Here is a 16698-nt window from a genome sequence, read left to right as displayed (position 1 = left end):
AAACGTATTTTTGCTGGCTCAAACAGATATTGAATAATTTTCATGAGCATATCCACTAAGTACAATCCTGCAGAAACCGAAGATAAATGGTATAGCTATTGGCTATCGAAAAAATTTTTCCACTCCGAGCCAGATGAACGCGAGCCTTACACTATTGTAATTCCGCCGCCAAATGTTACCGGTGTGCTGCACATGGGGCATATGCTTAACAATACCATTCAGGATGTTTTGATCCGTAAAGCCCGGATGCAAGGTAAAAATGCCTGCTGGGTTCCGGGAACAGATCACGCTTCTATTGCAACTGAAGCAAAGGTTGTAGCGATGCTTAAGGAACAGGGAATTAATAAAAAAGACATTTCGAGAGAAGAGTTTTTGAAATATGCCTGGGAATGGAAAGAAAAATACGGTGGTATTATTTTAGAACAGCTTAAAAAATTAGGTGCAAGCTGCGATTGGGATCGTACTCGCTTTACGATGGAAGATGATCTTTCGGAAGCCGTTATTGATACCTTTATTCATCTGCATAAAAAAGGATGGATTTACCGTGGCATCCGTATGGTTAACTGGGATCCGGCGGGTAAAACTGCTGTATCTGATGAAGAAGTTATCCGTAAAGAGGTGAACCAGAAATTGTATTACATCCGTTATACTATTGTAGGCGACGGGACTTCGAACGCTGAACTTCAGACTCCTGACTACCTTGTGGTTGCCACTACGCGTCCTGAAACAATTATGGCTGATGCTGCAATTTGTATTAATCCTAATGATGAGCGTTTTACCCATTTAAAGGGTAAAAAGGTTTTCGTTCCGCTGGTTAATCATGAAATTCCGGTTATTGAAGATGAATATGTTGATATTGAATTTGGTACAGGTTGTTTAAAAGTTACACCTGCACACGATTTAAATGATTATGAGCTGGGTGTTAAACATCATTTGCCGGTAACAGATATTTTAAATGATGATGGTACTTTAAATGAACTTGCAGTTATTTTAGTTGGCGAGGATCGTTTCGTTGCACGTAAAAAAATTGCTGTTTTACTGGAAGAAGCTGGCCATTTGGAGAAAGTAGAAGACTATAAATCGCAGGTTGGTTTTTCTGAACGGACCAATGCGGCCATAGAGCCAAAGCTTTCTATGCAATGGTTTGTTAAAATGGAGGAAATGGTAAAACCTGCTTTGGCCGATGTATTGAATGGCGAAGTAAACCTGATTCCAAATAAATTTGAGAATACTTATCGCCACTGGATGGAAAATGTTCGCGATTGGAACATTTCTCGTCAACTATGGTGGGGACAACGCATTCCTGCATGGTATGATGATAAAGGGAATTGGGTTGTTGCTAAAACTAAGGATGAGGCGTTAGAAGAATTCTGGAAAAAGAAAAACCTCGATCAAACATGTTCTGATGCTGAAAAGGCTGGATTTAAAAACCAATTGGAACCTTTTTTAAGGCAGGATGATGATGTAATGGATACCTGGTTTTCTTCCTGGTTATGGCCAATTTCTGTTTTCGATGGTTTTAAAAATCCAGATAATAAGGACATCAACTATTATTATCCAACAAATGATTTGGTAACTGCGCCCGAAATTTTGTTTTTCTGGGTGGCCCGTATGATTATGGCTGGGCACGAGTTTATGGGAAAAAAACCATTTACCAATGTTTATTTAACAGGTATTGTAAGAGATAAACAGGGTAGAAAAATGTCTAAATCTTTAGGCAATTCTCCCGATCCGATTGAATTGATTGAGAAATATGGTGCAGATGGTGTTCGCGTAGGTATGCTAATGTCGTCTCCGGCAGGAAATGATTTAATGTTTGATGAAAGCCATTGTGAACAAGGGCGTAACTTTGCCAGTAAAATATGGAATGCTTTCCGGTTGGTTAAAGGTTGGGAAATTAACGAAAACCTGGAAAATCCTAATAATCAGGCCATTTCATGGTTCGAGAATAGATTTAACGAGGCTTTAGTTGAGATAGAAGACAACTTTAAACAATACCGTTTATCTGAAGCGTTAATGATTACCTATAAATTGGTATGGGACGACTTTTGTGCCTGGTATCTGGAAATGGTTAAGCCTGCATATCAACAACCTATTGATGCCGGTACTTACAAAGCAACCGTTTCATTTTTTGAAAATATTTTAAAGCTACTTCATCCTTATATGCCTTTCTTAACAGAAGAATTATGGCACGATGAAGTATTTGGCGAACGTACAGAAATGGATTGTTGCATTGTAGCTGAATATCCAAAAGGTGGCTCGTTTGATGCCGCTTTGTTAAAAGATGCCGAAGTAATTAAAACTGTTGTTGCTGAGATTAGAAATATTCGTAACCAAAAACAAATTTCTCCTAAAGAGGCATTGCCTTTAAACCTGAAAGTAAATTCTGGTCTGGATTATCAAACATGGTTAAATGTTATTTTTAAACTCGCTAATGTAAGCGATGCTGCATTTGTGAACGAAAAAATACCAGGCGCAACAACTTTTATGGCAGGGAAAGATGAATTCTTTATCGCCCTGACAGATAATATTGATGCCGATGCCGAGCGTATCCGTTTAAATGCTGATTTGGTGTATTTACAAGGGTTCCTAAAATCTGTTGATGCGAAATTGAGTAACGAACGTTTTGTGCAAAATGCTAAACCGGAAATTATTAACAACGAACGTAATAAAAAAGCAGATGCCGAAGCCAAGATTAAGATTATTGAAGAAAGTTTAGCCCTTTTAGGATCATAAAACTGATAATATAAAATGTTTAAGCCTGTTAGAATTAATTTTTAACAGGCTTTTTTATTTGAATACGCAGTCTACACGAATAAATTTACTTCAGTTGCTGTTCATTTTGCACTTTTCCTGTAATAAACGTTCAGGAAAAAAGTATTGCCCAGCCCTATATTACAAAGCAAACAAAATCTCTGCATCAAAAAGACAAGGAATTATCCCCGTATTGATGGTTTTATGTACTCTTTGGCCTTAAAAAATTATAATTGATATCGTTCAAGTTTCTAAAATGTTACTTGAGTTCGTTTATTTCTTCTCTTAAAAATCTTATTTTGTGGAGTGTTAAATGCTGAAATTTAAGTGTTTACATCATTTGAGTGCTAACCTATATAACTTCATCCTACTAAATGGAGAATTCCAGAAGAACATTTATAAAGCAATCGGCCATATTTACTGCTGCAGCCTATGCAGGTACAATGGGTTTAAGTGCCAAAAGTTACGGCCGTATCATTGGCGCTAATGATAGGGTAAGAGTTGGTATTGTCGGGTTTTCAGACCGATTTAAAGACACACTTTTACCTTGCTTTCTCAACCACAGCAAAGAACTGAATTTTGATATGGTTGGACTTTCAGATCTGTGGAATTACAGGAGAGCGTTAGGTGTTGCACACCTTAAAGAAAAATTTGGACACGATATCCAAGCTTGCCGAAACAATGATGAGCTCTATGCAATGAAAGATCTGGATGCTGTAATTATTAGTACGGCCGATTTTCAACATGCTTTGCATACCATAGAAGCGGTTAATGCAAATTGTGATGCTTATATAGAAAAACCGTTTGCCGAAACAATGGACGATGCAAAAGCAGCACTAAGCGCTGTAAAAGCAAGTAAACAAATTGTGCAGATTGGCTCCCAGCGCAGAAGCGGAGAAAATTATTTCAACGCTGCAAAATATATTCAGGAAGGGAAATTTGGGCCGATTACAGCTGTAGATTTGGTTTGGAATGTAAACCAGCCGGGAAGGTGGCGCCGACCTGATTTAGTAACCAAATTAAAAGAAGAAGATATAGACTGGAAGCGTTTTTTACTGAACAGACCAAAAGACACCTATGATCCTCGGAAATATTTAGAATACCGCTTATTCTGGCCATATTCTTCCGGTATGCCCGGACAATGGATGTCGCACCAAATTGATACGGTTCATTGGTTTACTAAATTAAGTCATCCAAGAAGTGTGGTGGCTAACGGAGGAATTTATACCTGGAAAGATGGTCGTAGGAATTGGGATACAATGGTTGCCGTATTTGACTACGGGCCCCAAAATGGTGCAGATGGTTTTCAGGTAACTTTTACCTCGCGTATGCAAAATAGCACAGGCGACGTTGGGGAAGTTTATTATTCTAATGGTGGCGAATTAAATTTAATAACCAACAAGGTTTCGCCAAAAGGCGGGTTAAAAGAAAATGAAGCCGCCGCAATGAGCATGAAAGCCAATTTATTAGCCAATTTTGATTTATCCAAAACTGAAATTAAAGCGGCAACAGGTGCAAATATGGGTGGCGATCCTTTAACTTCAGCGCACATGCGAAACTGGATGGAGTGCATCAGAAGCCGCCAAACACCAAATGCGCCGGTAGAGGCCGGTTATTCGCATTCTATAGCAAATATTATGACCAATGCCGCAGTGCGTACCGGAGCTAAAGCTATTTTCGATGAAGGCAAGCAAGAAGTAATGGCAAACGGAAAAGTATTTAAATATTAATTAATGAATTCGACATTTCGAGATACAAAGAATCCTTATTATGGATTAAATTGATTCGCATCCCGCAATGATGGTAAACATACAAATCAATCCCATGATAAACATCAAAAAATACAGCATTTTAGCCCTTTCATTCATCAGTTTCTCAGCCGTTGCGCAAAAATCAAAACCATTATTTGATGGTAAAACCTTAACCGGATGGAAGGCCGTTGCTGGTGCGGCGCCCTATAAAGTTGAAGATGGAATGATTGTTGGCACTATGACTAAAGGAACTCCAAATTCATTTCTAATTACGGAAAAAGAGTTTGGGGATTTTGTTCTCGAACTGGATGTTAAACTGGAAGGGGAAACGACTAATTCGGGTATTCAAACCCGAAGCCATATTAAACCGGAGGGAAATAATGGAAAGGGTTTAGTGTATGGCCGGCAAATAGAGATTGATCCAACAGCCCGGGCATGGACGGGGGGCATTTATGATGAGGCCAGAAGGTTGTGGTTATACCCTTTGGAGCTGAATCCGACGGCAAAATCATTATATAAAAAAGAAGACTTTAATCATTACAGGATTGAATGTATTGGAAACGAAACTAAAACGTGGGTTAACGGAATACCTGTAGCTTATGTGATTGATACTTTAGATAAAACGGGTTTTATTGGCCTTCAGGTTCATGGAATTGGCTCCAGCCTGCAAAACGAGGGTAAAAAAGTTTATTTTAAAAATATCAATATTCAAACAGAAAACATCAAGTCCAAAGCGTTTACTAAAGGTGTGTATGTGGTTAATTTAACCCCAAATGTTTTATCTGATTATGAAAAATCTAACGGGTATAAATTGTTATTTGATGGAAAAACCGATAGTGGATGGATTGGGGCATATAAAACAACATTTCCAGCAAAGGGATGGAGAATAGCTGATGGTATAATCAGTGTAGAGCCATCAACCGGTGCTGAATCTACTAACGGAGGAGATATTGTAACTAAAGATCAGTATTCGGCTTTTGATTTATCTTTTGAATTTAAACTTACACCTGGTGCAAATAGCGGGGTAAAATATTTTGTAACGCTAAGTGAAAATAATTCAGGTTCGGCAATTGGCCTTGAATATCAGGTGTTGGATGATGAACTTCACCCGGATGCAAAATTAGGGCGTGATGGCAATAGAACATTAGCATCTTTATATGATCTGATGACCGCTAAAAAAGAAGCAAGGTATCTCCGTCCTGTTGGAAGCTGGAATAATGCGAGGCTAATTGTTTATCCAGATAACAGGGTTGAACATTATTTGAATGGGGTTAAAGTTTTGGAATATGTAAGGGGATCTGATGCATTTAAAAAACTGGTTGCCCTAAGTAAATATAAAGACTGGAAAAACTTTGGCGAAGCAGCTCAAGGACATATTTTACTTCAGGACCATGGAAACAAAGTCGATTTCAGGACAATTAAGATTAAGACATTATAAAATCAGAGCAACGAATATTCGGGCAGTTCCTGTACAAAATCAAAGCTGCCTTTTTCACGATCTATTTTTGCGTAAACATGCTGTAATCCATTGGTTAAGGCAATCCATTTTGCCTGATGAATGGAATTATACCTTGCCGCCTGATCAAAAACCGATTGATTAATTTTAACCTTTGGCGCTTTGCATTCAATCAGCATTAACTTTTCGCCAGCGGTATTGTACACCAATATATCGCTGCGTTTTTGCAATTGATTTAAAATTAAACCGCCTTCAATCTGAATTAAAGTTTTAGGGAATTTACCTTGCCGGATCAGGTTTTGAATAAAATGCTGACGAACCCATTCTTCGGGAGTTAACACTAAATGCTTTTTCCTTAATTCATCAAAAATAAAGATGGTATCATCCTTTTGGGTAATTTTAAAGGGGTATGGCGGAAGGTTTAGCGGTGTTGGATCGAAAGTCATGGTTTCATTAATTTAATGGTTCAGCGATCGATTCGCATGTCATTAACCATTATCGGCCAAAGTTACCAATTTGTGTATAAACAATTTCTTAAAAATCTTTAATCCTGAAACCTAAATTGTAATTTTACAGGCAATGACTGCTGCCGAAATTATCAAAGATCTTAAAGCCCGAAAGTTTAAACCGGTGTATTTATTGCATGGTGAAGAATCTTACTATATTGATGAAGTAACGGATTATATAGAAGATAAACTGTTAAATGATGCTGAAAAAGGTTTTAATCAAACCGTTTTATACGGCAAAGATACCGATATGGCTACAGTTTTAGGTGCTGCGAAGCGTTACCCAATGATGTCCGAATTTCAGGTGGTTATTGTAAAAGAAGCACAGGATTTAAAATGGGCTAAAGAAGAGGGTAATAGTAAAGAAGCAGAATTTGTTTTAAACTATTTTGAAAAACCCTTACCCAGTACCATATTGGTTTTAGCCTTTAAATACGCTAATTTCGATAAACGGAAAAAAATATATAAAGCCATCAGCAAAAGTGGTTTAATCTTTCAGTCTGATCCTGTTCGTGATTATAAACTTGTACCGTGGATTGAGGATTTTATTAAAGATAAAGGGTATAAGATAGATCAGCAGGCATCGGCCCTGATGGCTGAATATTTGGGGACAGATCTTTCTAAAATAGCGAATGAAATTGAGAAATTGATGCTCAATATCTCTAAAGAAGTAACCATTAATACCGATCTGGTTCAAAAAAATATTGGTATCAGTAAAGAATACAATGTTTTTGAATTGCAAAAGGCTTTAGCCATCCGTGATGTATTAAAGTGTAACCGCATCATTACCTATTTTGCCAATAACCCAAAAGCCAACCCAACGGTAATGGTTTTGGCCAACCTTGCCGGTTATTTTACTAAAATATTAAGGTATCATTATTTGCAAAACAAGGCAGAAGCGGCCTCGGCACTGGGTATTCCTCCATTTTTTGTTAAAGATTATGAAGTAGCGGCAAGAAATTATAATATTGGAAAAGTTTTCCAGATTATTGGTTTGTTACGGGAATACGATTTGAAAAGCAAGGGTTTGGATAGCACCGGTAATGTAAGTGACGGAGAACTTTTGAAAGAACTTATTTTTAAAATGATTCATTAATTTTAAGCAATATGTTAAAAGGACTTAGAACTATAGTGTACTACGTTGGTGATTTGGAAGCGGCTAAAGAATGGTATAAAAAGGTTTTTGAAATAGAACCGTATTTTGATGAGCGCTATTATGTTGGCTATAATATAGGCGGTTTTGAATTGGGGTTAAATCCGGATGATTCTGGCTATAGCAATGGAAACCATTCTATTACTTATTGGGGTGTTGACAATATTGAAAAAACTTTTGCCAGCTTTGAGGAACTTGAGGTAGAAATACACCAGAAACCAGAAAACGTTGGGGGGAATATCTGGGTAGGAAGCATTTTTGATCCGTTTGGTAATGTAATCGGATTAATTGAAAATCCGGAATTTAAAGTGCTTTAAGTTCATTTTTTCGTCTGGAAATTCGGCCCGATAAACAAATATGCCCAGATGTTTGATATTGCATCAAGCCGTTATTTTTCTTAAAATATTCTGAAATGATTTGAATTCTTTTTAAGTTTACGAAACATCCCCAAATAACGTGCTCAAATTTATTCACTTTAACGAAAGCTACCAGGTAGCAACCCTTGTTCAGGAGTTTGAAACCTGTCTGGAAAAAAACTGGCAGGATCATTTTAATCAAAAAGACTATAATGGCTCCTGGCAAAGTATAGCGCTTCGGTCTGCATCGGGTATAGAAACCGATATATATGCAAATTATAACACTTCAGGTTATAAAGATACACCCTTGTTGCAGGGCTTACCTTATATAAAGTCTATTTTGGATTCGTGGCAGTGCGAAAAGGAAGCTGTTCGGTTGCTTGCACTTCATCCTGGCAGCGAGATTAAGCCCCATCGCGATATGGGTTGTGGTTATAAATATGGAACATTCAGGCTTCATGTGCCAATCATAACCAACGATTTGGTTATTTTTAATGTTGGAGAAAATAGCTTAAAACTACTTCCGGGAGCTTGCTGGTACATTGATTTTAACGAAACCCACAGCATCCGGAATAATGGCAATACAGTTCGTGTTCATTTGGTTATTGATTGCTTGAGAAATGAATGGACGGACCAGCTTTTTTCTGCAAATGGCTACAATATAAAGGAGGAGAATGAGCAGAAGTTTGATGATGCAACCAAATTACTCATCATTCAGGAACTGGAAAGGATGAATAGCGATGCCGCCAAAAAGTTAATTATCGAAATTAAAAATTCATAACAATGGATTTTTTAAAGAACTGGATTCCTTATAAACTGAATTACGATTCAGGGGTATGGGATATAAATTGGCTCGATTTAAGTGACCACAAAATAACAGAGCCTTTCTTTGATGAGACCATCAGTATTTGCCGGTTTAAAATGCTGAATCGGTCGAAGTATTGGCCACAGAGTTCAACAGAATTTTTAACCGAATCCTCAAAACTTATAGAGGGAATAACACCTGTTTCATTTATTTTTCATGTTTCCAGATGTGGATCAACCTTATTATCACAGCTTTTAAGTACCCGTAAAGAAAACATTGTAATTGCTGAAGCGCCCGTAATTGATGAGATTTTAACCGGGCAGTTACGTGATGAAAGATTGAGTGATGAACAGATAGAAGAATGGCTTAAAGCTACTTTAAACCTGTTGGGACAAAAGCGGACGGGGGATGAGAAACATTTTTTTATAAAACTGGATAGTTGGCATATTCATTTTTACGATAAACTACGGAAATGGTTTCCAAATACCCCATTTTACTTTTTATCCAGAGCGCCTCAGGCAATTATTGCTTCGCATGCCAAAAGGAGGGGGATTCATAGTGTCCCGGGAATGGTTTCGGCAAAACTATTGAAAATTGAATTGAACGAATTGCACAATCAGGATTTCAATTTTTATACTTCAGAGGTATTAAAGCAATATTATTTCTCCTTATTGGACATTGCGAAAGCAGGGCATGCCCTCGATTATTTTTTCGATTACAGCTGGGGAATGGAAAGAATGGCTGAAAATTTTTTCGATGTTATCGGGTTGAAAAATGAACAGGACGCTTCGGTGTTGGCCCGGCTAAAATACCACAGTAAATATCCTAATCAGGTTTTTGCAGAAGAGAAATCGAATGTTGCACCTGATGCATTTGTTGAATCCATAAATGCCTATCATAATTTACTGTCGATTATTTCTATCGCAAACATTTCTCCAAAGTAATGGCTGTTATTCTACAGTTTACAGGTTTATCGGGTGCTGGTAAAAGTACATTAGCCATGCAGGTATTACTGGAACTCTCTAATTTGGGCTACCGGGTAAAAATTATTGATGGAGATGTGTACAGGCAAACTTTATGTAAGGATTTAGGTTTTAGCAAAGCAGATAGAATTGAAAATATCTGTCGATTGGGCAATCTGGCAAATGAGTTAAGCCCGCAATTTGATGTGATTATTATTGCAGCGATTAATCCTTATGAAGAAGCGCGAACGCAACTAAAGCAAAGATATAATGCAGCGCTTATATTTGTACATTGCGAATTGTCTGTATTGCGAATAAGAGATACAAAAGGGTTATACAAAAGAGCCGATTTGCCAAACGGTAATGAGCAGAAAATTTATAGCCTAACCGGTGTAAATGATATTTTTGAAAGACCTTTAAATGCAGATTTAACCTTAGATACAACTCAGTCATTTATTTCTGAAAGCGTTGATATACTGATAGGTTACGTATTAATACGCATAAATAAAAATTAAATCCAACCTTTATAAAAGCTGTTTTTAGCTTTTCTGTACTTGTAATCAACCTATTTCTCAAAAGTGCATGACAAATGTCAATAGTGACTTTTTTTAGTTACAATTATACATTAGTTTTACTTAGTTAATAATTAAAAACGATTTCTTATTTCATCCTTTAAGAAAGTTAAAGATCATTAACTAAACCTATTTTTAATGCTTTCATCCCATGATAATCAACCTCTTGAGTGATCAAGGAAGCTTGCGATATGCAATGTTTTCTATCTCTAAAAATTGTTTGAAATCAGCTACCCCAGCTGATTATGTAGTTTCTATTTATTTGTGGGTTAAAAGAATAGCAAGCGGGCTAATTAAGGCAAGTTTAAGCAGCCCTTATGCTTGTATTATATGCCGGATAACTTAACAGCATTCAATTAAATAAACATCATAAACAACAATTACAAACAATTTAAATTATGGATGAGTACGTAGGAATTATTAAAATTTTTGGAGGAAACTTTGCTCCACGTGGGTGGTTGCTTTGTAATGGGCAAATTGTTTCCCTTTCGCAATATCAAGCCCTATTTGCTATTATAGGCACAACTTACGGTGGCAATGGGCTAAGTACATTTGGTTTGCCTGATTTACGGGGCAGGGTACCAATTGGAACGGGACAGGGGGTTGGTTTACCTCTTGTTAATTTAGGCGAAATTGGCGGTACTCCTTCAGTATCTTTAATTGTTAATAATCTGCCTGCTCATAATCATCTAGTAACAGGTACGGTAAAACAGGCGGTTAATGCCGATTCAGCAAATACAGATAGCCCGGAATCAACTTATTTAGGCCCTGTATCAACCGGTAATCTTTACAATAATCAACCTTCTCCAAATGTGTTTGGTGGAAATTTGGCCGTAAATCTAACTACAGCAACTACAGGAGCCGGTACACCGGTAAATAATCTGCAACCTTATTTAGGGTTAAGTTACATCATCTGCTTCGAAGGATTATTTCCAACAAGAAATTAATACAAATTGCCACATCTAAAAAATCTGATGTGGCAATTACAATAGTTTAATTAAGGCATTTCGCTTTATTAAAATATTAATCAGCATACAATACCAAATATATTTTAATGAACAAATACAGTGGTGTGTGTTCAAAGACTTTCAATAAATCAGATACAATATTTTTTATGGTAAAATTTTACAGCAATTAAGATGTATAAAAAACTACTAATCATGCTCCTCCTCATATTGGGGGGAATAAGTCTCAGGGCACAAACTGCACTTGTAGCCGGAGATATTGCTTTTACAGGTTATGTTTCAAACCTGAGCGGTGGTGTTTTAGGAAATGAATTTTCTTTTGTTATTTTAAGAACAGGAGGGATATCTGCTACAACAACCATTAACTTTACCGATAATGGCTGGAACTCTTTAACTTCCAGTTTAGGTACGGCTGAAGGAACACTTACCTGGACCTCGACTACGGCCCTGGCGCAGTTTACGGAGGTTAGGATAAATATTGATGCAGCAGGTGGTGCATTAGAAAATCTCTCAGCAGGTAGTGTTAGTGCCATATCTGCGCCGTTTATTCTAAGTCAAGCTGGCGATCAGGTATTGGCTTACCAAGGTACTTCGGTGAGCCCGACATTTATTTCAGGTATTCAAATGAATAGTGAAATACAAAGTGGCGGTAATAGTGCATCAACCAGCGTGAATTGGGATGTATTGTCGGCAACAGGCTGGCCGTTTGCAAGTAGCCGCTCTGCTATTCCTCCAGGCCTTACAAGTGGTGTTTCTGCTTTATGGGCCGTAATAGGATCAGAGTTTGATAATGCAATTTTCAATTGTGTCAATTCTACGGCATCATCTCTTGCTAATTTAAAAACAAAATTATTTGATCCGGTAAACTGGAGGCTCGAAAATCCAGGTACAAGCGGAATATATTTTTCAACGCCAAGTGGTTGTACTTATGCTATTGCTTCGCCGCCGGTAATTACCGGAAACCCGCCTAACAGAACAATTTGTGTAAATGGTAGCACAACTTTTGGTGTTTCAGCTACTGGCGCAAGTAGTTATCAATGGCAGGTTAGTACGGATGGAGGCACTAATTTTTCTGATATATCAAACGGAGCACCTTATTCGGGGGCTACAACAAGTGTATTAACAGTTACCGGAGCACCAGGCTCATTAACCAGTTATAGATATAGAGCAATAGCAACCAATACAGAAGGCTCTGTAACTTCTAACAACGCAACCTTAACGATATCCAACATGGTTTCGTCTGTATCTTTCCAAACCAATGTATCCTGTTTTAATGGAACAAATGGTTCGGCAACGGTAAGTGTTTCTGGAGGTATTCCTCTTTATTCTTATTCATGGTCTCCGGCAGGTGGTACAGGAGCAACGGCTACAGGTCTTGCAGCCGGAACATATACGGTAACCATTACGGATAATATTGGCTGTACAAAAACGCAGACTGTTACTATAGCACAGCCTGCAGCAGCAATAACTGCAACAACCTCGCAAAGCAATGTAAGTTGCAATGGAGGTTCAAATGGTGTTGCTTCTGTAAATGTTTCAGGAGGTACACCAGGTTACACTTATTCATGGGCTCCATCGGGTGGTACTGCTGCAACGGCTTCAGGTTTAACTGCCGGGGCTTATACCGTAACCATTACCGATGCAAACTCTTGCACGACTACCCGTTCTTTCACCATTACTCAACCATCACTTATAACCGCAACAACTTCGCAAATAAACGTGAGTTGTAACGGAGGTTCAAATGGTGTTGCTTCTGTAATTGTTTCTGGCGGTGCAGGTAATTATACTTATTCATGGTCACCTTCTGGTGGTACTGGAGCCACGGCTTCAGGTTTAGTTCCGGGAATTTATACGGTAACCATTACAGATGCAAATTCTTGTACCGCTACCCGTTCTTTCACCATTACTCAACCATCGCTTATAACCGCAACAAGTTCACAAACCAACGTGAGTTGTAACGGAGGTTCAAATGGTACAGCTACAGTAAGTGTTTCAGGCGGTGCTGGTAGTTATACCTATTCATGGTCTCCATCGGGTGGTACTGCTGCAACGGCCTCGGGCCTTGTTGCCGGAGCCTATACCGTAACCATTATTGATGCAAACTTTTGTATAGTCAGCAGGAATTTCACCATTACTCAACCATCACCTATAGCCGCAACAAGTTCACAAACCAACGTGAGTTGTAATGGAGGTTCAAATGGTACAGCTACAGTAAGTGTTTCAGGTGGTGCCGGCGGCTATACTTATTCGTGGTCACCATCGGGTGGTACTGCTGCAACAGCTACAGGACTAACTCCTGGGATTTATACCGTAACCATTACGGATGCAAATTCTTGTACGGCTACCCGTTCTTTCACCGTTACACAGCCTACAGCTATAACCGCAACAAGTTCACAAACCAACGTGAGTTGTAATGGAGGTTCAAATGGTGTTGCTTCTGTAAGTGTTTTAGGTGGTGCTGGCGGCTATACTTATTCATGGTTTCCATCGGGTGGTACTGCTGCAACGGCTTCGGGCCTTGTTGCCGGGGCTTACACCGTAACCATTACGGATGCAAATTCTTGTACGGCTACCCGTACTTTCACCGTTACACAGCCTACGGCTATAACTGCAACAAGTTCACAAACTAATGTGAGTTGTAACGGAGGTTCAAATGGTACAGCGAGTGTAACACCTTCAGGTGGTGCAGGTGGTTATACTTATTCATGGTCACCTTCCGGTGGTACAAATGCTACAGCCTCAGGCTTGGCTGTCGGAAACTATACGGTAACCATTACAGATGCAAACTTATGTACGGCTACTCGTTCTTTCACTATCACACAACCTTCGGCCATAACCGCTACCACTTCACAAACTAACGTGAGTTGTAACGGAGGTTCAAATGGTGTTGCTTCTGTAAGTGTTTCTGGTGGTGCAGGTGGTTATACTTATTCATGGGCGCCATCGGGTGGTACGGGATCAATAGCGACCGGCCTTGCTGCCGGAGTTTATACCGTAACCATTATGGATGCAAATACGTGTACAACTTCCCGTTCTATCACTATAGCACAGCCTACGGTAATAACCGCAACAACTTCTCAAAGCAATGTAAGTTGCAATGGTGGGGCAAATGGTGTTGCTTCTGTAAGTGTTTCAGGTGGTGCAGGCGGCTATACTTATTCATGGTCACCATCAGGTGGAACTTCGGCAACAGCTACAGGACTAACTTCTGGGATTTATACGGTAACCATTACAGATGCGAATTTCTGTACGGCTACGCGTTCTGTAACCATAACACAGCCTACGACAATAACTTCAACAATTTCGCAAACTAATGTAAGTTGCAATGGTGGTTCAAATGGTACAGCTACTGTAACGCCTTCAGGTGGTGCAGGTGGTTATACTTATTCATGGTCACCTTCTGGTGGTACTGCGGCAACAGCTACAGGATTAACGCCTGGAACTTATACAGTAACCATTACAGATGCAAATTCTTGTATGACTACGCGTACCTTCACCATTACACAACCTTCGGTAATAACCGCAACAAGTTCACAAACCAACGTAAGTTGTAACGGAGGCACAAATGGTGTTGCTACTGTAAGTGTTTCAGGTGGTGCAGGCGGCTATACTTATTCATGGACACCGTCAGGTGGCACCGGAGCAACGGCTTCAGGGCTTGCTGCCGGAATTTATACGGTAACCATTACAGATGCAAATTCATGTACAGCTACACGCTCTTTCACCATTACTCAACCTACAGCGATAACCGCAACAACTTCGCAAACCAATGTAAGTTGTAATGGCGGGGCAAATGGTACAGCCAGCGTAACACCTTCTGGTGGTGTTGGTGCTTATACGTACTCATGGGCACCAACAGGTGGAACTGGGGCAACCGCTACAGGATTAATTCCTGGAGTTTATACGGTAACCATAACAGATGCAAACTCATGCACAGCTACGCGCTCTTTCACCATTACACAACCTTCAGCAATAGCAGCAGCTGCTTCACAAACTAATGTGAGCTGCAATGGAGGTTCAAATGGTACAGCTACTGTAACGCCTTCTGGTGGTACTGGTGGTTATACTTATTCTTGGTCGCCATCTGGTGGAACAGCTGCAACCGCTACAGGCCTTGTAGCAGGCGCATATTCTGTGCTTATTACCGACGCGAATGGTTGTGCCTTTAATAAAAACTTTACCATCACACAGCCTTCGGTACTTGTTGCAACTACTTCTCAAATTAATGCAGTTTGTAATGGAAGTTCAACTGGCATGGCGGCGGTAGCCGTATCTGGTGGTGCTGGTAGTTATACTTATTCATGGTCGCCATCAGGTGGAACAGCAGCATTGGCTACAGGCCTTACTGCCGGAAATTATACAGTAACCATTACCGATGCAAATTTTTGTACCATCATTAAAAATGTGGTCATTACGCAGCCACCGGTTTTAGTGGTTACCCCATCTCAAACCAATGTGTTATGTAATGGCGGATCAAACGGTTCGGCTACTGTAGCTGTTTCTGGAGGTACTGGTGCTTATACTTACGCATGGGCACCGTCGGGTGGTACAGCTGCAACCGCTTCTGGCCTTACAGCCGGAACCTATACAGTTACCATTAAAGATGTTAACCTTTGTCAGACTACGCAAAGTTTTATCATTACCCAGCCAAACCCAATTGTTTTAGCATCTGTAACATTACCACAGGCGCAAGTAGCAAATATTTATAATTCGAGCGTTAGCGCTACCGGTGGAGTGGGTACTTATACATACACCATTACTTCGGGTGCTTTGCCTGCTGGTTTAACCTTAAGTACAGGAGGTTTAATCAGTGGAACACCAACCGCATCGGGTACATTTAATTTTGATATTAAAGCTACCGATAGTGGTTGCAGTCAAAGTTCAACATCTGGGTTTAGCATCACTTCTATTACCAGTGATCAAACCATTACTTTTAATTCCATTCCAACACAGGTATTTGGAAACGGTCCGGTTACCCTTACTGCAACATCAACTTCTGGTTTAAACGTTAGTTTTGCCTCAGATAATGCAGCAGTAGCTACCATTAGTGGTAATGTTTTAACCATCAATGGAGCTGGAACGGCAAATATTACAGCATCACAGGCCGGTGGATCAGGTTATAATCCTGCTCCGGATGTGATCGAGGTTTTAACTGTTGATCAGGCAGCCGCAAGTATCGCATTAAGCAATTTGGCGCAAATTTATGATGGCACGGCTAAAGCTGCTACGGCAACAACAACGCCAGCCGGTTTAAGTGGGCTGAGCATTACTTATGACGGTTCTACAACGGTTCCAACGGCAGCAGGTACCTATGCTGTGGTGGCCAGTTTAAACAATACCAATTATACTGCGCCGGATGCGACAGGAAGTTTAGTTATTGCCCCCAAAGTAATAACGGTAACGGCCGATGCGAAGAGC

The 16698-nt window shown here is 39.5% G+C and carries 11 protein-coding genes; 10 read left to right on the top strand and 1 reads right to left on the bottom strand.

Annotation, left to right across the window (positions count from 1 at the left end; genetic code table 11):
• Positions 1–42 precede the first annotated feature (42 nt).
• The 3 genes from R2Q77_RS20075 to R2Q77_RS20065 all read left to right on the top strand — a co-directional run bounded on the left by R2Q77_RS20075 (position 43) and on the right by R2Q77_RS20065 (position 5943).
• Positions 43–2736, top strand: a complete 2694-nt coding sequence (locus R2Q77_RS20075; RefSeq protein ID WP_316805493.1) for a valine--tRNA ligase — start codon at positions 43–45, stop codon at positions 2734–2736.
• 392 nt (positions 2737–3128) lie between these two features.
• On the top strand, positions 3129–4484 hold the full coding sequence (locus R2Q77_RS20070; RefSeq protein ID WP_316805492.1) for a Gfo/Idh/MocA family oxidoreductase: 1356 nt from the start codon (positions 3129–3131) through the stop codon (positions 4482–4484).
• 94 nt (positions 4485–4578) lie between these two features.
• Entirely contained in the window at positions 4579–5943 is a 1365-nt protein-coding gene (locus R2Q77_RS20065; protein WP_316805491.1) for a DUF1080 domain-containing protein, read from the top strand.
• Between the two features lie 2 nt (positions 5944–5945).
• Here the strand turns inward: R2Q77_RS20065 and R2Q77_RS20060 are convergent, their stop codons facing one another.
• Entirely contained in the window at positions 5946–6407 is a 462-nt protein-coding gene (locus R2Q77_RS20060; protein ID WP_316805490.1) for a type I restriction enzyme HsdR N-terminal domain-containing protein, read from the bottom strand.
• Positions 6408–6540: 133 nt separating this feature from the next.
• Between R2Q77_RS20060 and holA the strand changes: the two genes are divergently transcribed.
• The 7 genes from holA to R2Q77_RS20025 all read left to right on the top strand — a co-directional run.
• Positions 6541–7563, top strand: coding sequence for a DNA polymerase III subunit delta (gene holA, locus R2Q77_RS20055; RefSeq protein ID WP_316805489.1), 1023 nt, complete (start codon positions 6541–6543; stop codon positions 7561–7563).
• 11 nt (positions 7564–7574) lie between these two features.
• Positions 7575–7937: a VOC family protein gene (locus R2Q77_RS20050; RefSeq protein ID WP_316805488.1), complete on the top strand. Its 363-nt coding sequence runs from the start codon at positions 7575–7577 to the stop codon at positions 7935–7937.
• A 139-nt stretch (positions 7938–8076) separates the two neighbouring features.
• The gene (locus R2Q77_RS20045; RefSeq protein WP_316805487.1) at positions 8077–8757 is read left to right on the top strand and encodes an aspartyl/asparaginyl beta-hydroxylase domain-containing protein; all 681 of its coding nucleotides are present in this window, start codon (positions 8077–8079) and stop codon (positions 8755–8757) included.
• Between the two features lie 2 nt (positions 8758–8759).
• Positions 8760–9725: a hypothetical protein gene (locus R2Q77_RS20040; protein WP_316805486.1), complete on the top strand. Its 966-nt coding sequence runs from the start codon at positions 8760–8762 to the stop codon at positions 9723–9725.
• Positions 9725–10258, top strand: coding sequence for an adenylyl-sulfate kinase (cysC, locus tag R2Q77_RS20035; protein ID WP_316805485.1), 534 nt, complete (start codon positions 9725–9727; stop codon positions 10256–10258). The genes R2Q77_RS20040 and cysC overlap by 1 nt, the downstream gene beginning before the upstream one ends.
• A 455-nt stretch (positions 10259–10713) precedes the next feature.
• A complete protein-coding gene (locus R2Q77_RS20030; protein WP_316805484.1) occupies positions 10714–11262 on the top strand; it encodes a phage tail protein in 549 nt (182 codons plus the stop codon).
• Between the two features lie 213 nt (positions 11263–11475).
• Positions 11476–16698: MBG domain-containing protein (locus tag R2Q77_RS20025; RefSeq protein WP_316805483.1), on the top strand; the 5223-nt coding region annotated here is incomplete at its 3' end.

Source organism: Pedobacter nototheniae (assembly GCF_032678625.1).
GTDB classification, from domain to species: Bacteria; Bacteroidota; Bacteroidia; order Sphingobacteriales; family Sphingobacteriaceae; genus Pedobacter; species Pedobacter nototheniae_A.
The sequence above is the reverse complement of the archived record's forward strand: the minus strand, read 5'-3'. Positions and strand labels throughout refer to the sequence as shown.

Coding starts and splice junctions, on each gene's coding strand:
- cysC (WP_316805485.1), top strand. CDS start 9,725: ATGGCTGTTATTCTACAGTTTACAGGTTTATCGGGTGCTGGTAAAAGT.
- R2Q77_RS20040 (WP_316805486.1), top strand. CDS start 8,760: ATGGATTTTTTAAAGAACTGGATTCCTTATAAACTGAATTACGATTCA.
- R2Q77_RS20065 (WP_316805491.1), top strand. CDS start 4,579: ATGATAAACATCAAAAAATACAGCATTTTAGCCCTTTCATTCATCAGT.
- R2Q77_RS20070 (WP_316805492.1), top strand. CDS start 3,129: ATGGAGAATTCCAGAAGAACATTTATAAAGCAATCGGCCATATTTACT.
- R2Q77_RS20050 (WP_316805488.1), top strand. CDS start 7,575: ATGTTAAAAGGACTTAGAACTATAGTGTACTACGTTGGTGATTTGGAA.
- holA (WP_316805489.1), top strand. CDS start 6,541: ATGACTGCTGCCGAAATTATCAAAGATCTTAAAGCCCGAAAGTTTAAA.
- R2Q77_RS20030 (WP_316805484.1), top strand. CDS start 10,714: ATGGATGAGTACGTAGGAATTATTAAAATTTTTGGAGGAAACTTTGCT.
- R2Q77_RS20060 (WP_316805490.1), bottom strand. CDS start 6,407: ATGACTTTCGATCCAACACCGCTAAACCTTCCGCCATACCCCTTTAAA.
- R2Q77_RS20075 (WP_316805493.1), top strand. CDS start 43: ATGAGCATATCCACTAAGTACAATCCTGCAGAAACCGAAGATAAATGG.